The organism is Natronosalvus amylolyticus (assembly GCF_024298845.1).
Classification (GTDB): domain Archaea; phylum Halobacteriota; class Halobacteria; order Halobacteriales; family Natrialbaceae; genus Natronosalvus; species Natronosalvus amylolyticus.
Map to the genome: position 1 here is coordinate 2,865,313 of NZ_CP101156.1, position 18,804 is coordinate 2,884,116.

Below are 18,804 nucleotides of genomic sequence, written 5' to 3' on the forward strand. Positions count from 1 at the left end.
ACTGGCCAATTCCCGACCGCCGAGAAAGCCGGTAGTTACCCGCTCGAGGAGGGCAGTCGGCATCCCTCGAGTGTCGCTGGCTCACAATAATACAAGCGAGAAGCTCACGACTTCAGCCGTGAGGGGAACGTGACTGTGTGCGTATTACGAGTTTGAGAATCGTCGGCTGGCCGGCTCGAGGATACCTGTCACTTCCAACCGTAATGCAGAGGAAAAAGCCTAGGCCGGGATTTGAACCCGGGCTCTCGTCCTTACCAAGGACGCGCTTTACCGCTAAGCTACCCAGGCAGGCATACGCTGATTGACTCGAGTCGTCTTTATGGGTTTCGATTTACCCCCGTGACTGTGTCGGGCTGACAGTGTCGCTGAAAGAGACGCCTCGGTGTGAGTGCTGGAGTCCTCGAGGCGGAACGCGCTTGTTCGAGCAGCTAACGAGTATGGCTGGGGGAGGAATCGGTTGTGAGCGGACAACAGGCCCGATCAGTGGTCGCTCGCCGACGGTACACGGTCGGTCGCGGGTGATTCGAGGTCGGTCCCTGAAGGCGTCTCTCCGTCCGGGCCGGCGAACGCCCCTGTCTCGAGGGCCGGGACACAGTCGTCTGCGGGCGGGAACTCGCCCTCGAGGGTGGCCGTGATGTCGGTGGCGAGCGAGAGGAGGGCGGGGGTTGGGGTGGCGTCGACGGCGGTCGCGCCGGTTCTGATCGCGAGTTCGAGGACGTCGCGCTCGAGGTTTGCGTCGTAGGCCGGTCGGTCGGCATCGGATGCGCTCGCGCGGAGGGTCTGATCGCGACCGAAGTGGCGAACGGTTTCGACGGCTTTGTCGGCGGCGTCGGTGCGCGCGAGGAGATAAAAGCCGCGGGCGACGAGGATGTCGGCGGCCAGGATCTCGAGGTCGGCGTGACTGTCGCCGTCGAATTCGGTCCAGGGTTCCTCGTGGGCGAGCGATCGAGTGAGCCGGAGGCCTTCGTAGATCAGCTGGACGCCGGCGGCGTGGTGGGCGATTCCCTCGAGATGCCTGTCGCTCGACGCGTGTTCACTGCCGGCTCGTTCCTCGTCGGGTGCGCTCGCGTCGGCGTGTGTGACGTCGGTCCGTGCGTGTGTTTCCGAACCGTTGTGCACGTAGGTGTGGTCCGTGAGGGCACCGGCGCTAGCGAGTGTGAGGGCCCCGGGTGCCATCGAGGCGTTCTCGAGCGTGGTTGTGATAAATTCGTAGAGGGCTGCCGGTTCGACGTCGGCGATGGCGTCGTATGCGGCTCGCCGGCAGGTTTCGGCCCGATCCATCAACTGCTCTTTACGGCGGGGCAGGCAAAGACCTTTGGAAAGCCAACACCCACGACGCGTATGATCGAAGTCGACGACGGGGAAGGGATTCGAACGATTCTGCTCGACCGGCCGACGCGGAGAAATGCGTTGACGCCCGACGGTCTCGAGGCACTCGAGTCCGCGGTGGCCGAGACGCCCCACTCGGTGATCTTTCTCGAGGGTGCTGGCCCGGCGTTCTGTGCGGGTGCTGATCTGGACGTGGTGGCGGGACTCGATCGGGATGGGGCGGAAGCGTTCGCTCGCCTGGGCCAGCGGGTGGCGAACGCGATTGCGGACAGCGACGCGGTCGTCGTCGCCGGGATCGACGGTCCGGCCAGGGGTGGCGGGCTCGAGCTCGCGCTGGCCTGTGATATTCGCGTCGGGACGCCGGAAGCGACGCTGGGCGAACCTGGCGTGACCTTCGGGCTGTTCGGCGCGTGGGGTGGGACGGTTCGACTGCCCCGCATCGTCGGCGAGGGGGTTGCTCTCGAGTTGGCGTGCACCGGGCGGGTACTCGAGGCCGAAGAGGCCCTGCAGGCCGGACTCCTGTCGCGACTCGAGGACGAGCCCAGAACCGTCGCCGAGACGATCGTCGAGTATCCGACGGATACGCTCGCCGTCTTGCAATCACGGATTCGGGACCGGGCAGACCGGGCGACTCAGGAAGAGCGAGAAGCGCTCGCGTTCGGGGCGCTCGTCGAGTCGCACGGAGAGGCCATCGCTCGCCGATTCGGCTAATTTCGTGGCTGGTCGGTCACCCGGGGAGGGTCACGCTGTCACTCACACCAGGAGGTACAGCGCCGCTCCCACCACGGCTCCCGTCAGTGTCGCGAGGAAGTTGACGCTCTGGTTGCCGATCGTCTCCCCCTCGAGTGTCGCTCCGAACAGGCTGTCGGCGGTCATCCCGAGGAAACCGGCGGCGAAGATCACCGCTGCACCGCCGATGCCGAGGTCGGGATAGACCGCGAGGGCGACCCCGGCGATGGCACCTGCACCGGCGATACCCGCGAGTTCGCCCTGCCAGGTGATCCCGCCGTCGGTGCCCGGGTCGACGGGCTCGAGGGTGGTGATCAACCGCGGGTTGTCGAAGACTGCCCCGATCTCACTCGAGAGCGTATCGCTGAGGGCGGTGGCGACGGAGCCGGCGAAGGCGAACAGGAACAGGTGCGGGTCGACGCCGATGAGCGTCGCGTTGCTAGCTGCGTAGCCGAGGACGCAGGCGAGTGCAGCGGCGGTGTTGCCGAGGACGTTCGAACTCCCGCGTGCGCCGTCGTTGCCCTCGGCGACCCCGCGGCTTGCTTTCTCCTCGTAGCGGAACTTCGTCGAGAGGCTGCCGACGGCGAAGAAGGTTATCAGGACGGCGAACCAGTCGTAGCCCCCGAGCACGATAGTCAGTAAGGCGAGCAGGATCCCAGTGAGCATACCGGCGATGGAGGCCGTCCCCAGTGCGTGGGAGACGTAGCCCAGCGCGAGGGTGACCCCGAGCGCGACGACGATGCCGGTCGTGTCGACCGTGGGCTCGAGGGCCCAGAGGAGCCAGAGGGCAAAGCCGACGCTGAGCAACACGATGGGTTCGTCGTAGTTAATCAACACGTCCCGGAGCAAGGCTGCGAGCAAGGTGCCGGCGACGGCGAGAAAGACGAGTACCGGGAGCGCTCCCTCGAGCGTGGTGTCCGTCGCAACGTACGACGCGGCCTGGCCGGCGATGGCAGCCAGGCTGCCGACGACACAGAACGCGGCGGTGTGGACGATGTCGCGGTCGGTGCGTGTGCGAGCCAGGTGCTCGGCGAAGCCGCCGTAGCCAACGAGGAGGACGGCACCGACGAAGACTGACATCGGGAGCGACCAGTTGACCGCGAGTAGCCCGAGCGCGCTGATCGCGAGGACGAATGTCAGCAGGCTGTAGAGTCGACCGTCTTTGTAGTCGCCGGGAAACGCGAACAGTTCGAAGAGCGGGCCGTCGGTGACGACGAGCGCCAGGGCGGCAGCGGCGACGGCGATGGGGGCCGCTAGCTCCGGGCCGAGAAACGGAACGGCCAAAGAGAGTGTCGAGAGTGCGGCATAGGCCCCTGCGCGCCGGGCTGGTGACGTCACGTTATCGCTTCTTTCTGTGGGGGGTACTTGAAGGTTCGTCAACGGGGCTGGCGCCCACCACGTCGAGTTGGACCATCGAAACACGCGGGTTGCAGGTCCATACGTGGTGAATCGATACGCTCGCCGAACCCGTTGACCGATGCTCGAGTCGTTTTTCCCATAGCCTCGAGTCGTTTTTTCGCTCCCTCGAGTCGTTTTCTCTCACTTCCTCGAGTCGGCTCCGTAATCGGTATAGAACCCGCCCTCGAACTGGGGCTGTGGGCCTGTACGAACGTTATCTTCGGTCGCGAATCAGCCGCTCTGATGGTGAGCCACCGGCACACATCGCGCTGGTGATCACCGAACGTGACCTCCTCGAGCGTGGCGCCTACGATACGCTCGCGGCCTTCTTCGAGTGGGCCTTCGAGTACGCCTCGCGCGTGACGGTGTACGTGAGTGTGCTGGACAGTGCGGCCGTTCCAACGCTCAGGCGGGAACTCGAGGATCTTGAGACGCCGCGACCGGCTGCGGTTCGCGGTCCGGACGATACCGACGCGGCGGATGCCCCAATTCAGATCGGTATCGGGCTTGGTGGCAAGCACGAGTTCACACGGGCGGTCCGCACGCTCGCCGAACGCGTCGAAGATGGGGAGCTTTCGGCCGATGAAATCGAAGACGGGGACGTCGAGACCAACCTGATCTTTCCCGACGAGCCGGATCTGGTGATCAAGACGGGCGCAGAACGGCTCTCGGATTTCATGATCTGGCAGTCGGTATACTCGGAGCTGTATTTCACCGACGTCAACTGGCGGGACTTCCGGCGGCGGGACTTCCTCCGGGCGGTTCGGGAGTTCTGTAACCGCTCGAGGCGGTTCGGAACGTAGGGCCGCCCTTGACTTGTATTACAATAGCGATTTTGTATTAAAATTGAATCAATAACTCCACTACTAATAGCATATGCTATTTCTATTGGGGTAATGCCAAACCGGGAAGTACACCCACTGCACCTTCGTACTTAATCGGCTACCTGACTCGAGTCGCCGTCGCCTGCCTCGCTCGCCTCGACAGCCGGTTGCCCGATGGCGTCGGCCTCGGGCTGTTCGGCGGTCGGAAGCGAATCGCGAAAGCGACCGAGAATCGAGCGAGCTTCGGCGAGTTCGGGTTCGCTCACCGCCCGGAGCAAGGCGAGGGCACGTCGGGCTCGCGTGCGCCGCCAGGAGGCCTCGCGGGATTCGTAGGTGCGGATGCCACGGAGGAAGTCTCGTCTGGAAAACTCGGGCCAGAAGGGGGCACAAAAGAAGACGGCAGCCTCGTTGCCGTTGGCGTGCCAGGGCAGGAAGTTCGAGGTACGCTCGTCGCCGCCGGTGCGGATGATGAGATCGACGTCGCGAACCGGCTGGGCGTACAGTCGCTCCTGGACCGTGTCGACGTCGATATCAGAAACCGCGAGGTCCCCCGATTCGACGTCGTGTGCGACGCTGCGGGCGGCCTCGAGCAACTGGGCGCGGCCGCCGTAGGCCAGAGCGATGTTGAGGACGAACTGGTCGTAGCCCTCCGTTCGTCCTTCCGCGTAGTCGATGGCGTCACGCACCCGTGGTGGAAGTCGCTCGAGATCGCCGATGGCGCGAATACAGACCTCGTTCGCGTGGACGCGCTCGGCGTCGGCGAACTCGCGCAGTTTCTCACACAGGAGGTCGAACAGGGCCTCACGCTCTTCGGCCGGCCGGTCGAAGTTCTCCGTCGAGAAGGCATACAGCGTGAGTTCTTCGACGCCGATCTCCTGACACCACTCGAGGACGCGTTCGGTCGTCTGGGCACCGGCCCGGTGGCCGTCGTGTGCGCCGTCCCCACGCTGGCGAGCGTAGCGGCGATTGCCGTCCTGGATGACGGCGACGTGTGTGGGCGCGCCGGAGACCTCTCGAGCGAGCAGTCGCTCGTAGCCTCGCTCGAGTTGCCGGAACAGCCACTGACGCATTACTCGGGACTGACACACTCGAGGGGTATGTCTCTTGTGTGTCACACTACCGCAGTGAGAACGGGTGACACTATCCACGTTCGTCCGTTCTGTCGACACTGTCTCGGGGAAATCGTGACGGCTTTGGGTCGTCGCACGAAACACTTACCAATGAGCGAAATCCTCGATCCGGACCTGTACGCACGGACCAAAGCCTTGCTCGAGCCAGGAGACATCCAGCTCAACGGTGCAATTGTCCACACCGAATACGGCTCGGACGATGACGTCCAGATGATGCAGACGACCATCGACGTGGGCGACATCATCGCCGAACACGCGGGCCACGACCCCCACGACTGTTTCGTCTACTCGGGCAACGACGACCCCGACTTCTCCTCGAACCAGCATCAGGGGTTAACCCTCGAGGACGAGTCGTTCGTCTGGGAGTGCCAGCAACTGCTGCGTCAGGGAACCTTCGACATCGTCATCTACTACGAAGCGAGTGCCGACCACGAGGCGATTCTCGAGGGAGTTTCGGACCTCGGATTCGACGTGACCGGCGTCGAAGGCGAGTAAGCTTGTACGGCGATTTTTGACTCGAGCCTTCGACACCAACTCGAGTTCTCTTCTCACCGTCATCCCGTGACTTCCTCGAGTTCTCTTCTCACCGTCACCCTCGCTTTGTCACCCTCGTTGTTCACTCGAGTCCAGCGTTTCGTTGGGACGAGACTCGGGTCCCGAGTCGCTTATGTCCCGTCCGTCCTGAGAACAACGTATGAACACGGACGTCGATCTCACTGAGCGCGAGCGGGCCGTCGTCAACGCCTTTCAGGGCGGCTTTCCGGTCGTCGACTCGCCGTTCGAACCCGCTGCAGCGGCCATGCGCGAGGCGGGTTTCGAGATCACCGCAGCCGAACTCCTCGAGACGGTTCGCGATCTGGACGAGCGCGGCGTTCTCTCCCGATTCGGTCCACTGGTAAACGCCCAGCAGATCGGCGGCGCGGCGACGCTCGTCGCGATGCACGCACCCGAAGACCGGTTCGACGAAGTCGTCGACCTGGTCAATTCCCACCGCGAGGTGGCCCACAACTACGAACGCGAACATCCACATCTGAACGTGTGGTTCGTCGTGAGCGTGTCCGACGAGGCCCGCGTCGAAACAGTCCTCGAGGAAATCGAGGCCGAAACCGGCCAGCCAACGTACAACCTGCCCAAACTACAGGAGTTTCGCGTCGAGGCCAAATTCTACGTCGACGGGCCACTCGAGGGCGGCCTCGACCTGACCGACCTCGGGCCGGACGTCGAGCCAACCGACGAATCGACGCTCACGCCGGCCGAACGCGACCTCGTCCTCGAGATTCAGGGCGGGTTGCCGGTTACTGCAACCCCGTACGCGGACGTTGCCGATGCCATCGGCCGTGACCTCGAGTGGACGCTCTCGACGATCAAGCGCTTCGACCTTGAGGGGAAGATTCGCCGAATCGGGGTCATTCCAAACCACTACGCACTCGGCTACACGGAGAACGGAATGACCGTCTGGAACGTCCCGGACGAACTCGTGAGCGAGGTCGGCCCCGACGTCGCTTCCCTCCCCTTCGTCACCCACTGTTACGAGCGGCCGCGACACGACGGCGTCTGGCCGTACAACGTCTTCGCGATGACACACGGGCGCACGGAAGCCGAGAGCGACCAGCGCGTCGAGCAGGTCAGAGCGCGGATGGCCGAGTACTGGGACGTGGGCGAGGACGACTGGGACACGCTGTTTTCGACCCAGATTCTGAAAAAGACGGGCATCCGACTGGCCGAACGGGCCGAAGCAAACACGCAGACACAGTGAGCCAACTGGTGTACTCGAGACGATGATTCCACTCTTTCACGACTTTACGGACGCGACGGTCCTCATCTTCGGCGGCGGTCCCGTCGGAGCACGGAAAGCCCGTCGCTTTGCCCGCGAGGCGCGGACGGTCGTCGTGAGCCCCGCGTTCGTCGACAGCGACTTCGGCGACAGCGAACTGGTTCGGGCCGCACCCGACCCTGGGGAGATCGGCGGCTGGCTCGAGCGACACGAACCCGCCCTGGTCGTCGCGGCGACGGATGACGAAGCCGTCAACGACGCCATCGTCGACACAGCACAGGCGCAAAACGTGCTGGTCAATCGTGCCGATCGGGCAGGCGGGCGGGAACCCGGCAGCGTCGTCGTTCCGGCCACCGTCGCAGAACCGCCGGTAACCGTCGCCATCGCGACCGGCGGGACGGCACCGGCACTGAGCAAGTACCTTCGGAAAGACCTCGAGGAGACGCTCGCGGGAGCCGGCGAGATGGCGACACTGCTCGGCGAACTCCGACGTGAGCTCAAAGCCCGATCGGTGCCCCAGGACCGGCGTCGCCAGCTGGTGACGTCGGTCGTCGAGGACTCGACCGTTTGGACAGCTTTACGTACCGGTACGACCAAGCCCCGACAAGTGATCGACGACGTGATAGCCGACGAACTGGTCTCCGGTGGTGAGTCGCCGTGATTCGAGGCGGTGTCGTCACGGGCATGTGCGTCACCCACGACAGCGGCGGCATCGACGATATCGCCGCTGCGAGCCCCGAGAGCCAGGCTGCTGGTGTGGAGACGCTGTTGTCCGCCCCGTCCGTCGAAGAGGCGTTCGTCCTTTCGACTTGCAACCGGACGGAGGCCTACGTCGTCACGGGAGAGCCCGCCGAAGGACTGGCCGTTCTCCGGGCCTTTTTCGCCGACGTCGATATGGACGTCGTCGTCCAGATGCACCACGACGAAAGCCTGGTCCATCTGCTTCGAGTGGCGACCGGCCTCGAGTCGGTTATCCTCGGTGAAGATCAGATTATTGGACAGGTCAGAACCGCCTACGAAGACGCGCGCGAAGCGGGCGGCATCGGCCACCTGCTCGAGTTGGCCGTGACGAAAGCGATCCGCGTGGGCGAACGCGCCCGCACCGAGACGGCGATCAACGAAGGTGTCGTCTCGCTCGGTTCCGCTGCCGTTCGCCTCGCCGAGCGCGAACACCGCCTCGAGGGCGAGACGGCGCTCGTCGTGGGGGCCGGCGAGATGGGGCAACTCGCCGCCCGTAACCTCGCCGACGCCGGCGCCGAGTCGGTCTTACTCGCAAATCGGACGGTCGAGAACGCGGGACACGTCCTCGCGGGCATCGACGCCCCGGGGGAACCACTCCCGCTCGAGGCGCTGCCGGAAGCTGCATCGAAGGCGGGCGTCATCGTCGCTGCAACCGGCCGGGACGACCCACTCATCGAACCGGCCCACCTCGGGGAGCGCGAACAGGTCGTCGTGGACCTCGGTCAGCCACGGGACGTCCGTCCAAGTGCGGCCGACGTCGATGGTGTGACGTTGTACGACCTGGACGATCTCGAGGATATCACCGCCGAAACTCGCGAACAGCGGGCTGACGCGGCACGCGACGTCGAGGCGATGGTCGACCACGAGTACGAGCGACTCTGTGAGCAGTACAAACGCACTCGCGCGGACGAGGTCATCGCGGCGATGTACGAGTCGGCAGAGCGGGTCAAACAGCGCGAACTCGAGACGGCGCTCTCTCGCCTCGAGGGGGACGACTCGTTCACCGACGAGCAACGGGAGGTCGTCGCCGCGATGGCCGATTCGCTGGTTGGACAGTTGCTCGCCCCGCCGACCCAGAGCCTTCGCGAAGCGGCCGCCGAAGACGACTGGTCGACGATCAACACGGCCCTGCAGTTGTTCGACCCAGAATTCGGCCCCGATGGGATTTCCGTTACCAGCCAGTTTTCCGGCACGTCCGACATCTCCGTCGGAGCGACCGACGACGACTGATAGCCATTCGTCGTCGTTCTCATCACCTCGGGCACAATCGTTATTTAATTGGCTTCCGTTCGTGTGCGTATGTCAGATGTACTTTCCGACGAGGAGGTGGCAGCACGATTACCCGAAACCTGGGACCGAGAGGGGGACGAAATCGTTCGTGTCTACGAGTTCGACGACTACCTCCGGGGCGTCAACTTCGCCCAGATGGTGGGCGAAATCGCCGAAGCGCAGTTCCACCACCCCACGATTACTATCGAGTACAAAACCGTCGAAATTCGGTTGACGACTCACGACGCCGGTGGTATCACCGAAAACGACCTCGAGATGGCAACACTCATCGAATCCGAACAGAGTGCCTGATACCGACTCCCTCGGCTCTGGGGCCGCTCGTTTTCGAGGGCGGTAGACCGGTGGGTATCGCTATGCCCGGCCGGTAGGGTTATCGGGGTACCGACCTGGCTACCATACAGCGGCGAACGGCCACTGTCAAGAGGCGATCGGTGCAGTAGCCTTCACCGATTGCCACGGTATGACAGTGACTGGCACTGGAACGGTACCTGCTTCCCGGCACCGCGGCTCGTTCACCGTGTCGACAACGTCTCATGGCTCGAAACTCTGTCGTCCATCTCGTCCTGTTCATCGCGGTCGTGAGTGTGTCGGCCATCGCTGTCGGCCTTCTCGTCACCCAGGCGGGCCTTTACAGTCAGGCGCTCGAAGGCGAGAGCGAACGCGAGCAAGCGACCCTCGAGACGGACCTTTCGATCATCAACGATCCGGAAGCCGGGACGACCTACGACGCCGACACTGAGACTGTCACGCTCTACGTCAAAAACGTCGGGTCGCGCACGCTCGAACCGGGAGACCTCGACGTGTTGCTCGACGGGAAGTACGTCACGGCCAGCAGCGCGGTCGTCGACGGCGACGAGTGGCGGCCCGGCAGCGTCCTCGAGGTTACGACCGATCTCGAGGAACCGCTCGAGCGGGGTACCCACCGGGCGATGGTAACCGCCCACGGCGTCAGCGCCACGCTCGAGTTTACCCACCGGGTCGTGTTCTGGCTGGAACCGGACGCCGACGGTGTTAGCTGCGATGGCGAGCGGTGTGTCATCGACGCGGACGAAGTCGACTCTCTGCCGGTTACGATGGGGACCGACCCGACCCAGGAAGATACGCCAGTCGCCTACGCAGTGAACGACACCTCGGTACTCACCCTCGAGTCAGATACGGGGGTTACTGACGACAACGGCCGGAACGAGACCGTCGTCGTCCCCGAAGGGAACGGGGAAGCCTCGCTCGTCGTGGACGCGGGCTGGGACCGCGACGACCTGTTACTCGAGGTAACCAACGCTTCCGAAGACGAGGAATAACTCTCCTGTGGCGAATGAACAACTGTCTCGAGGCCGATGTACGACTGTCTCGAGATCGAGGAAACGCCCTGGCTACCGGTCTCGAGAGGGTAACTCCGGCTGGAAGTCGATCAGGTCGACGGCGGCTTGCAAGACCTCCTCGACGCCCTCGCCGGTTTCGATGCTCATGTAGTAATCCGCTTCGACGTCGCGTGATCGGTCGGCTTTGTTACACACCGTCAGCGTCGGCAGGTCGTCGAACTGGGCGGCGATGGCATCGCGCAACTCGAGTTGGGACTCGAGGGGGTAGCCACACGCCTCACTCGCGTCGACGAGGATGAGGAGACAGTCGCCCAGGTGCTCGAGGGCGCTGACGGCCTGTGATTCGATTTCGTTTCGGTCCTGTGGCGGGCGGTCGAGCAGTCCGGGCGTGTCGACGATCTGGTGACGGATGTGGTCGCTGGTGAAGTGACCGAGACCGATCCCTTTCGTGGTGAACGGATACGAGGCCGTCTCGCCGCGCGCGTTCGTCACGCTGTTGACGAACGAGGATTTGCCGACGTTCGGGTAGCCCGCGACGACGATGGTCGGTTCGTCGGGGTTGATTTCGGGCAGGTCGCGCAGGTCGTTACGCGATTTGTTGATATACAGCAGTTCGTCGTCGATCTGTTCGACGATGTCGGCGAGTCGGGCGAACGCCTGTTTGCGGTACTTTCTGGCGGTATCGACGTCGGTCTTCCTGAGTTTCGACTGGTACTCCTCGTGAATCTCGCGGGCCTTTCGACTCGCCCAGATCACTTCCGAGAGGCTCTGTCGCAGGCGGTCGACGTCGACGATGGCGTCGGCGAGTTCGTAATAAAACGGGTGGACGTCGTACTCGAAATCCGGCCACGAGGTGACCACGTTCTCGAGGTTGTCCGAGATGATGTTGGCTGCCGTCTGGAGCATCGACTGCTGGGCGTCGAGCCCTCGCTGGGCCCGACCCGCTCGGGACGCCCGGGAAAACGCCTTGTCGATCAGCTCTTCCGACGTGGGCGTGGTCGGAAGGTCTTCGAAAATCATACAGGACCATAGGTGACTCGGTCATAAAAGGTCGTTCGTTACGCGACGGGTATTTTTGACTCGAGTGCCTATATCCGGTATGACTAACTGGCGAGCAGTCGGTATCGGCTTCATCCTCATGGTTTTGTTGAGCCTGATCGGGGTTTCAGCGCCTGTCCTCGGCCAACTGACGGCCGGACTGGTCGGCGGCTTCGTGGCTGGCTACCTCGCTGGCGGCGGCCTCGGCTCCGGCTTCTGGCATGGCCTCCTGGCCGGTGCACTCGGTGGTCTCATCGGTGCCCTCATTCTCGGTCTCGCCGTCGGCGTCGCCGGCTTCGCGTTCGGCCCCGGTGGTGGCCTGGTCTCGAGTGCCATCGGCGCGAGTATCTTCCTCGTTGCCACGGTCGTCGCCTTCGTGATGGCGCTCGAGAGCGCGCTGGCTGGTGCACTCGGTGGTGCACTGAGCGATTGATAACATAGCTGTGAATAGGGAGGATACGTTCAGCACGCCTCTCGTATTTTTCACACCATGGCAAATGAGCACATGGCGTACTACTTAGATACTGTACGTTGAAGAACAAAAACACCCGCCGGTGCCAAACGGTCTGGCTGGTCCCACGGACACCTCTCCGCCGAAGAACTTGATGAATCCCGGAAACGTCTGCAACGGAGCCACGATTCATGTCACAGGACGACCCAGGGGACGTACGCGATTCGTACCATACCCACGATGAGAAGATACGGCATGAGAAGCCGACTGACGGTGATTGCCCGTGCTGTCGGGTCTGTGGATTAACTGGCGAACGGGGCGATCGATCAGCATCGCCGGTTCAAGACGACCATCGGGTGCGCACGGAACCTGACCAGGATTCTCCAGGGCATACGCACGAAGATCATTCCGGCCACGAGCACGAGGCACACGTCGATCACTCGGGGCACGAAGCGATGTTCAAGACCCGTTTTTTCGCCTGTCTCGTCATCTCGCTACCGGTACTGTACTATAGCGAGATGCTCCAGGAGTGGTTCGGCTATACCGCGATATCGTTCCCTGGTAGCGAATTCGTCGCGCCGGCTCTCGGGGCTGTCGTATTCGTCTATGGAGGTGTTCCATTCCTGCAGATGGGTGCCGTCGAGGTTCGAAGGCGCGAGCCAGGAATGATGTTGTTGATCTCGCTGGCGATTACTGTCGCGTTCGTCTACAGTATCGCTGCGATCGTGTTCACCATCGGAGAACCGCTCTTCTGGGAGTTAGTCACACTGATCGTTATCTTTCTGCTCGGTCACTGGATCGAAATGCGAAGCGTCCGGCGCGCCTCGGGCGCTCTCGATGAGCTTGCCGAGTTGATGCCGGATACTGCCGAGCGAATCACCGAAGACGGAGATATAGAAGAAGTGCGCGTAGACACGCTCGAGGAAGACGATCTCGTGCTCGTGCGACCAGGGGCGAACGTTCCTGCTGACGGGATCGTCGAAGAGGGGGAAGCTAACGTCAACGAGGCGATGATCACTGGGGAGTCCCGCCCGATCAAAAAAGAACCCGGTGATGGGGTCATCGGTGGGACGACCAACCGCGACGGGAGTCTCCGTGTTCGCGTCACTGCGACAGGAGAGGAGACGACGCTCTCGGGAATCATGCGACTCGTCGAGGAAGCGCAGGAGAGCCGATCTCGAACACAGGTTTTGGCCGACCGGGCAGCAGGCTGGCTGTTTTATGCCGCGATCTCGGTCGCCGTCGTGACTGGTGTCGTTTGGACCATCGCCGTTGGTTTCGGATTACCCGTTATCGAACGAGTCGTCACCGTCCTCGTAATCGCCTGTCCGCACGCCCTCGGACTCGCTGTGCCGTTAGTCGTTGCCATCAACACGACGATGGCAGCACGGAACGGGATGCTTATTCGGGACCGGATTGCCATGGAGGAGGCTCGAAACCTCGATACCGTCGTCTTCGACAAGACTGGGACACTCACGAAAGGCGAACAGGGTGTGGTCGAGGTAACGACGGTCGACGGATGGGACGAGGACGAAACCCTGGCGTTGATGGCTGCTGTCGAAAGCGACTCCGAACACATGATCGCTGAAGCGATCCGTGAGGAGGCCCGTGCACGAGCTCTGTCCGTCCCCGACGCACGAGACTTCGAAGCGCTCGAAGGCCGAGGCGTTCGCGCCACTGTCGAAGTCGAACCGGTAGCTACCGCAGGTGTCGACCAGACAACTGTTCGTGATGGTGAAACCGTGTACGTCGGTGGACCGAACCTCCTTCGTCACCTCGAGATCGAACCGGATGCGACACTCGAAGCGTTTGCCGATGAAGCTGGAGAACGCGGTCAGGGCGTCGTCTATCTGCTTCGAGATGGGGCCGCTGTCGGCGCCGTTGCGCTTGCGGACGTAATCCGTGAAGAGAGCTTCGAGGCGATTGACGCACTTCACGAGATGGACGTGGAAGTGGCGATGCTGACGGGTGATTCCGAGGACGTCGCCAGCGCGGTGTCCGAAGAGTTGGGAATCGACACGTACTTTGCGGAAGTGTTGCCCGAGGACAAGGACGAGAAAATTATCGAACTACAGGAACAGGGCAAACTCGTCTCGATGGTAGGTGACGGTGTCAACGACGCCCCGGCATTGACACGCTCTGACGTCGGCATTGCTATTGGATCCGGAACTGACGTCGCCGTCGAGTCCGCTGCTGTCGTTCTCGTGGAGAACGATCCGCGGGATGTCGCTCACCTTGTCAGATTGAGTCGGAAGAGCTACCGAAAGATGCAGGAGAACCTCGTCTGGGCAGCCGGATACAACGTGTTTGCGTTGCCCCTTGCTGCGGGTGTTCTCGCACCGATTGGCATCCTGCTGTCACCGGCGGTGGGTGCAGTACTGATGTCAGCAAGTACCGTTATCGTCGCGATCAACGCACAGTTCTTGCGACGAGCGGACATCAGCGCATAGTCCATCTGTCACAGTTGTCTCGTGGAAGAAACACGAGTAACTATGCCTGCCTGACAGCACACATAGATGAGAACGACTTGACGGCAGGAGATGCCTGCCAATGGTCGCCCAATGAACGAGATTGTTGTTGCGTAACGATCGGTGAAAGTCCTGCGACACTCGAGCGACACCGTCTCCACTCGAGTGTCTCGATAGGTCTACCAATCACAAACGACGTCGTTCAATCCCTTCTCGAATCCTCGGGAACGAATACACCGGTGAAAAACGTTTAGAGCGCAGTAGAAACGCTATAGGACAATTTCCCACACGAGTTCACACCCACACTTTAAACCCTGATGTCGGTGTACTCGTAGATATGGCAACCGATGATTCATTGGTACGAACGCTTCTGATCGTGATCGCGGCAATTCTTTTGTTGCCGATTCTTCTGATGGCACTCATGGTCCCCATGATGGGACTGTGGGGTTGGGGACACATGTGGAACGGCGGGATGTGGGCTGGGACCGGATCCACGTGGATGGGGTTCATCATGTCGATCGTTCCGTTACTCGTGATTCTTGGGGGTGGATACCTGCTCTACAGCGTCCTTGGTGGATCCCAATCACGACGGACGGACCCAGCAATCGAAGAACTTCGAGCGGCATACGCTCGAGGCGACATATCCGATGAAGAATTCGAGCAACGCCGGGAGCGGTTGGAACGAGAGAAGTGATTCGTGGAACGACTGTGACACACGAGTGGGGACGGTATCGCTCGAGTATCAGAAGACTTCCACGGACCGCTGTTATCAGAGACCGGAAGAGGTAGAAAGCCTCCCGCATAAGATCAGCGTAGAATCGTGAAACAAAAACACGCTGATGGCGCAGCCGCCTTTGTAGTCGGCTTGATTCTCCTTATCGGCGGGTTTGCGACGTGGCAGGCGTACCAGCGATGGGTTGCTCTCAGTGATATGGATGGCCACATGGGGACATCCGTAACTGCAATGCACGGTACGCATCCAGTGTGGTATTTGATCGGAACGATTGTGGCTGCTGGCGTCATTGCCGGACTGTATCTGGGGGTTCGTGAACGGATCGTTTCTCCAAACGCTCAGGTAGGTGCGTCCGACGGTTCGGGCGCAAAAACGTCGGTCGAAGACGACGCGCTGGAAGCGACACAGACTGCCAAAACGGAGCGCCCAATCCTCGACTTTCTTCCGGATGATGAGCGACGTATACTGCAGCCAGTACTCTCTTCGCCGGGACTGACACAAATTGAACTCAGAGACCGATCCGATTTCTCGAAAAGTAAGGTCAGTCAGACAGTGACGGATCTCGAAAAACGAGGGTTACTGTACCGGGAACCACAGGGACGGACGTATCGAGTGTATCCATCTGATGAACTCAAACAGAATAAGCGTGAGTTCTTTCCCCAAGAGTAACGTGGCAAATTCTCGAGCGAGAAACGATATCGCGTGAAAGAAACGTTCTGTGCCGTGTAAAAACGTTCTCGGACAGTCTCTGAGATGAGTTCACACCCACACCGATAACCTCGCATCTGCCGTAGTCCTTTTTGAGGCGAAAGCAAATGACATCCAAACTCGTTCACCTGGTCGTGGCACTCACAGTCGTTGTAGCCCTCATCGTGGCGGTAGGGCTCGTCAGTGCCGAAACGAACACTCCCCTCGAGACAGCAGCGAGTAGCAGTGGCGAAATTGCAGAGCACATGGCGGGGCACAACCACGGCGAACACATGACGGAGCACAACCACGGCGAACACATGACGGAGCACAACCACGGCGAACACATGGCGGGGCACAACCACAGCGAGCACATGGCGGGGCACAACCACGGCGAACACATGACGGAGCACAACCACGGCGAGCACATGGCGGGGCACAACCACGGCGAACACATGACGGAGCACAACCACGGCGAACACATGGCGGGGCACAACCACAGCGAGCACATGGCGGGGCACAACCACGGAGAGAACGGCGGTGAAGCCGGTCACTGCTGACGTCATATCCTCTGCAATCAGTCTTCACACTCCTCAACACCCCAGATCTTTTTTGCGCTATAGACTGAGTTTTATTGTCTCCACCGAACACCGGTGGCAATCGCAGTCGACGGTGACCGCAATGATACTGTTGACCGGTCGAGGCGCTTGCTCGAGGGGTGTCGACTGATCCGAGAGACTCGAGCCTACCTACAGGTTGCTCGCGACCGTCCGGTAGTGGTCGGCGATCTTGCGGTCCCACTCCGGGTCGGTCGCGTAGTAGACGTTCATGCCCTCGAGCGTCGGGCCGTTGTATCGCCAGTTACCGGGGGTGAGATACAGTTCGTAGACGTCGTCCATGACTGCCCAGACACAGTCCTCGAAGGAGTCGTAGCGTTCGGCACACTCGTACGGGCAGTCGTCTTCGGCACCGTAGCCGAAGAGGTTGTTGTGGTCCTGGGCGATGTCACTCGTTCCCCATGCCGACTCGTGAATCGCGTGTGCGAGCTGGTAGATGGCGTTGATACCGTACTCGTTCTGGACAGCGACGAACGTGTTTCCGAGCCCGATCAGGGGACTGTCCGGTCGCTCGGCTTCGATTGCGGCATTGAGTTCGGCTCCCGTAACCTCGACCGGTTCGGTCAGGTCGGTTTCGACGTCGAACGGCAAGGGTGCACGTCGGTCGCTCGCCGCCTCGAGATACCGTTCGACCGACCAGCCGCGCAGGCCAGTTTCCCACTCGATTTCCCACCAGATGTAGCCGTCGCGGGTGACGATACCGTTCGTGACGGTCCCTGTCGTGGTTTCGTCGACGGTTCCGACGATGTCTGCCTCGAGGGAGCCGTCGGCCCGGACATTGAGCGTCGTGGTTGCGCGGAGTTCGTCTCCGATGGAAAACGGCGGTTCGTAATCGCCACCGGAGGCGAGATACCGGTCGGGAGACCAGCCATCGACGTCGTTGTTGTACTCGACGCGCCACCAGCGGAAGCCGTCGGCGTCGACGGGGCCATCCGACACCTGTCCGTACACGTCGGCGGGCTGGGTGTGGATGACGTTGTCGCCGACGGTGGGTTCGCTTCGAGCGGTTACGACGTCGGTCGTGTAGACGCGTTCGCCGGGTTCGAACCGTGCCTCGGTGTCCGTCTCGCGTTCGCCGGATTCGCCGGTCGTCGACACCTCGAGTAAACCTTCGGCTGACCAGCCTTCCGAGCCGTCGTTCCACTCGACGTGCCACCAGGTGTAGTCGTCGTGGTCGTTCGTCTGTGGCCCCTGGGTTACCGTGCCGACGGCGTCGGTTTCGACGCTCGTACGCACGTTGTACCAGGTGCTCGGGCCCGAGCGAACGTTGGTCGTCGACGTCGGCGTGACGACGGTACCGTGACAGAAGCCGGGACAGCCCTCGAGCCAGGGTTCGCCCGCCCAGGCCCAGATCCCTTCGGAGACGAAGTGCAGTCCCCACCATCGATACTTATCGCCAGCCTCCGGGCCGTTTATGACTCTGGCGGCGCTGTTGGCATCGACGGTGGCGACGACCGAACTGTCCGTTCGCGGTGCCTCGTAGACGTCGAGGGTCGAAGTGGTGCGGACGGGTTGCTCGAGTTCGAACGGGCCCTCGGGGTCGTCCCCGCCGTCGCCCTCGAGGTGGGCCATGAGTCGGTCGGGGTCGTACGGACCGGGACAGGACGTCGAGTTCGAACTCGAACACCAGCTGTTGGTCGGCGCGTGCATGTGCCCGATAATGCCGCCGTCGGCGTCACAGGGGGCCGTGTGGCTGGTGTAGTAGTTTTTCGGGATGTCGTATTTCTCGGCGAGGAACTCGATTAGCTGGGCCGACCGGCTGTAGAGCGCGTCGGAGAAGCCGTTTTGCCCTTCAACCCACTCGTGTTCGATCCCGATCGAATTCGAGTTAAACCCCGAGGCGTGCCAGGCGACGTCCGACTCGTCGACCATCTTCGTCGTGTGGCCATCCGAGTTTCGGATGACGTAGTGAGCCGAAACGTTCGCACTCGAGTTACGGAACCAGTTGATCGCCCCTGCATACGACCCGACCGTGTAGTGGATAACGATCCAGTTGATGTCGCTTTTCGTCCGATTCGAGGCCGAGTAGTTACTCGAGTGAGCCGGTAGCCACCGATCGGTAGGATCCGAGGCCGCCGACGCTGTGGTCGTTGCTGTGCCGAGTCCCACACCGGCACCCAGTGAGGCACCAGCAGACTGTAACAGTTTTCGCCGTGGTATTTCCATACACACCCTGTTCTTACAGAAACTATTAAATTTTAGGATTGGTTCTAAAGAATCAATATTTAAAACACGTAGTATTTTAAACCGGAATTGATATTTGCACGCCTTCTCTA

Annotated in this window: 18 protein-coding genes and 1 tRNA gene; 13 read left to right on the top strand and 6 right to left on the bottom strand. The window is 61.7% G+C overall.

The features are described 5' to 3' along the window. Positions 1–216: 216 nt before the first annotated feature. A tRNA-Thr gene (locus NLK60_RS13385) sits at positions 217–288 on the bottom strand. Positions 289–480: 192 nt separating this feature from the next. Next, a complete protein-coding gene (locus NLK60_RS13390; RefSeq protein WP_254808272.1) occupies positions 481–1,281 on the bottom strand; it encodes a DUF7114 family protein in 801 nt (266 codons plus the stop codon). 60 nt (positions 1,282–1,341) lie between these two features. Between NLK60_RS13390 and NLK60_RS13395 the strand changes: the two genes are divergently transcribed. Continuing rightward, the gene (locus tag NLK60_RS13395) at positions 1,342–2,040 is read left to right on the top strand and encodes an enoyl-CoA hydratase/isomerase family protein (protein ID WP_254808273.1); all 699 of its coding nucleotides are present in this window, start codon (positions 1,342–1,344) and stop codon (positions 2,038–2,040) included. 42 nt (positions 2,041–2,082) lie between these two features. Here the strand turns inward: NLK60_RS13395 and NLK60_RS13400 are convergent, their stop codons facing one another. Beyond that, the gene (locus NLK60_RS13400) at positions 2,083–3,396 is read right to left on the bottom strand and encodes a DUF92 domain-containing protein (protein WP_254808274.1); all 1,314 of its coding nucleotides are present in this window, start codon (positions 3,394–3,396) and stop codon (positions 2,083–2,085) included. 257 nt (positions 3,397–3,653) lie between these two features. Here NLK60_RS13400 and NLK60_RS13405 point away from each other — a divergent pair, with 257 nt between their 5' ends. Next, positions 3,654–4,259, top strand: coding sequence for an undecaprenyl diphosphate synthase family protein (locus NLK60_RS13405; protein WP_254808275.1), 606 nt, complete (start codon positions 3,654–3,656; stop codon positions 4,257–4,259). A gap of 131 nt (positions 4,260–4,390) precedes the next feature. Here the strand turns inward: NLK60_RS13405 and uppS are convergent, their stop codons facing one another. After that, positions 4,391–5,350 carry a polyprenyl diphosphate synthase gene (gene uppS, locus NLK60_RS13410; protein WP_254808276.1) on the bottom strand — a complete coding sequence of 320 codons (960 nt, stop codon included), beginning with the start codon at positions 5,348–5,350 and terminating at the stop codon, positions 4,391–4,393. A 150-nt stretch (positions 5,351–5,500) separates the two neighbouring features. Here uppS and NLK60_RS13415 point away from each other — a divergent pair, with 150 nt between their 5' ends. The 6 genes from NLK60_RS13415 to arlG all read left to right on the top strand — a co-directional run bounded on the left by NLK60_RS13415 (position 5,501) and on the right by arlG (position 10,513). Continuing rightward, positions 5,501–5,905 (top strand): DUF5778 family protein, encoded by a 405-nt coding sequence (locus tag NLK60_RS13415; RefSeq protein ID WP_254808277.1) that lies wholly within the window; start codon positions 5,501–5,503, stop codon positions 5,903–5,905. A gap of 199 nt (positions 5,906–6,104) precedes the next feature. Further along, positions 6,105–7,166, top strand: coding sequence for a siroheme decarboxylase subunit beta (gene ahbB, locus NLK60_RS13420; RefSeq protein ID WP_254808278.1), 1,062 nt, complete (start codon positions 6,105–6,107; stop codon positions 7,164–7,166). A 22-nt stretch (positions 7,167–7,188) separates the two neighbouring features. After that, positions 7,189–7,845 carry a precorrin-2 dehydrogenase/sirohydrochlorin ferrochelatase family protein gene (locus NLK60_RS13425; protein ID WP_254808279.1) on the top strand — a complete coding sequence of 219 codons (657 nt, stop codon included), beginning with the start codon at positions 7,189–7,191 and terminating at the stop codon, positions 7,843–7,845. Then, positions 7,842–9,155 carry a glutamyl-tRNA reductase gene (gene hemA / locus NLK60_RS13430; RefSeq protein WP_254808280.1) on the top strand — a complete coding sequence of 438 codons (1,314 nt, stop codon included), beginning with the start codon at positions 7,842–7,844 and terminating at the stop codon, positions 9,153–9,155. Before NLK60_RS13425 ends, hemA begins: the two co-directional genes overlap by 4 nt. A gap of 69 nt (positions 9,156–9,224) precedes the next feature. Beyond that, positions 9,225–9,506, top strand: coding sequence for a 4a-hydroxytetrahydrobiopterin dehydratase (locus NLK60_RS13435; protein ID WP_254808281.1), 282 nt, complete (start codon positions 9,225–9,227; stop codon positions 9,504–9,506). A gap of 242 nt (positions 9,507–9,748) precedes the next feature. Then, positions 9,749–10,513 carry an archaellum stator protein ArlG gene (gene arlG, locus NLK60_RS13440; protein WP_254808282.1) on the top strand — a complete coding sequence of 255 codons (765 nt, stop codon included), beginning with the start codon at positions 9,749–9,751 and terminating at the stop codon, positions 10,511–10,513. 72 nt (positions 10,514–10,585) lie between these two features. On the opposite strand, the gene NLK60_RS13445 is transcribed toward arlG, so the two are convergent. Next, positions 10,586–11,554 (bottom strand): NOG1 family protein, encoded by a 969-nt coding sequence (locus tag NLK60_RS13445; protein WP_254808283.1) that lies wholly within the window; start codon positions 11,552–11,554, stop codon positions 10,586–10,588. 79 nt (positions 11,555–11,633) lie between these two features. Between NLK60_RS13445 and NLK60_RS13450 the strand changes: the two genes are divergently transcribed. The 5 genes from NLK60_RS13450 (at position 11,634) to NLK60_RS13470 (ending at position 16,471) form a co-directional block, all read left to right on the top strand. After that, complete coding sequence (locus NLK60_RS13450; protein WP_254808284.1) at positions 11,634–12,005, top strand: DUF5518 domain-containing protein; 372 nt, start codon at positions 11,634–11,636, stop codon at positions 12,003–12,005. Positions 12,006–12,214: 209 nt separating this feature from the next. Further along, entirely contained in the window at positions 12,215–14,473 is a 2,259-nt protein-coding gene (locus NLK60_RS13455; protein WP_254808285.1) for a heavy metal translocating P-type ATPase, read from the top strand. A gap of 355 nt (positions 14,474–14,828) precedes the next feature. Further along, on the top strand, positions 14,829–15,185 hold the full coding sequence (locus NLK60_RS13460) for an SHOCT domain-containing protein (RefSeq protein WP_254808286.1): 357 nt from the start codon (positions 14,829–14,831) through the stop codon (positions 15,183–15,185). Positions 15,186–15,311: 126 nt separating this feature from the next. Then, positions 15,312–15,893, top strand: a complete 582-nt coding sequence (locus NLK60_RS13465) for a helix-turn-helix transcriptional regulator (protein ID WP_254808287.1) — start codon at positions 15,312–15,314, stop codon at positions 15,891–15,893. Positions 15,894–16,039: 146 nt separating this feature from the next. Beyond that, a complete protein-coding gene (locus tag NLK60_RS13470; RefSeq protein WP_254808288.1) occupies positions 16,040–16,471 on the top strand; it encodes a hypothetical protein in 432 nt (143 codons plus the stop codon). A gap of 189 nt (positions 16,472–16,660) precedes the next feature. Here NLK60_RS13470 and NLK60_RS13475 read toward each other — a convergent pair whose 3' ends face one another. Then, complete coding sequence (locus NLK60_RS13475) at positions 16,661–18,694, bottom strand: N-acetylmuramoyl-L-alanine amidase (protein ID WP_254808289.1); 2,034 nt, start codon at positions 18,692–18,694, stop codon at positions 16,661–16,663. Between the last annotated feature and the right edge of the window lie 110 nt (positions 18,695–18,804).

Excerpts from the sequence above, each read along its gene's own strand:
- NLK60_RS13390 (WP_254808272.1), bottom strand. The coding sequence starts at position 1,281 with ATGGATCGGGCCGAAACCTGCCGGCGAGCCGCATACGACGCCATCGCC.
- NLK60_RS13395 (WP_254808273.1), top strand. The coding sequence starts at position 1,342 with ATGATCGAAGTCGACGACGGGGAAGGGATTCGAACGATTCTGCTCGAC.
- uppS (WP_254808276.1), bottom strand. The coding sequence starts at position 5,350 with ATGCGTCAGTGGCTGTTCCGGCAACTCGAGCGAGGCTACGAGCGACTG.
- NLK60_RS13415 (WP_254808277.1), top strand. The coding sequence starts at position 5,501 with ATGAGCGAAATCCTCGATCCGGACCTGTACGCACGGACCAAAGCCTTG.
- ahbB (WP_254808278.1), top strand. The coding sequence starts at position 6,105 with ATGAACACGGACGTCGATCTCACTGAGCGCGAGCGGGCCGTCGTCAAC.
- NLK60_RS13425 (WP_254808279.1), top strand. The coding sequence starts at position 7,189 with ATGATTCCACTCTTTCACGACTTTACGGACGCGACGGTCCTCATCTTC.
- NLK60_RS13435 (WP_254808281.1), top strand. The coding sequence starts at position 9,225 with ATGTCAGATGTACTTTCCGACGAGGAGGTGGCAGCACGATTACCCGAA.
- arlG (WP_254808282.1), top strand. The coding sequence starts at position 9,749 with ATGGCTCGAAACTCTGTCGTCCATCTCGTCCTGTTCATCGCGGTCGTG.
- NLK60_RS13445 (WP_254808283.1), bottom strand. The coding sequence starts at position 11,554 with ATGATTTTCGAAGACCTTCCGACCACGCCCACGTCGGAAGAGCTGATC.
- NLK60_RS13450 (WP_254808284.1), top strand. The coding sequence starts at position 11,634 with ATGACTAACTGGCGAGCAGTCGGTATCGGCTTCATCCTCATGGTTTTG.
- NLK60_RS13455 (WP_254808285.1), top strand. The coding sequence starts at position 12,215 with ATGTCACAGGACGACCCAGGGGACGTACGCGATTCGTACCATACCCAC.
- NLK60_RS13460 (WP_254808286.1), top strand. The coding sequence starts at position 14,829 with ATGGCAACCGATGATTCATTGGTACGAACGCTTCTGATCGTGATCGCG.
- NLK60_RS13470 (WP_254808288.1), top strand. The coding sequence starts at position 16,040 with ATGACATCCAAACTCGTTCACCTGGTCGTGGCACTCACAGTCGTTGTA.
- NLK60_RS13475 (WP_254808289.1), bottom strand. The coding sequence starts at position 18,694 with ATGGAAATACCACGGCGAAAACTGTTACAGTCTGCTGGTGCCTCACTG.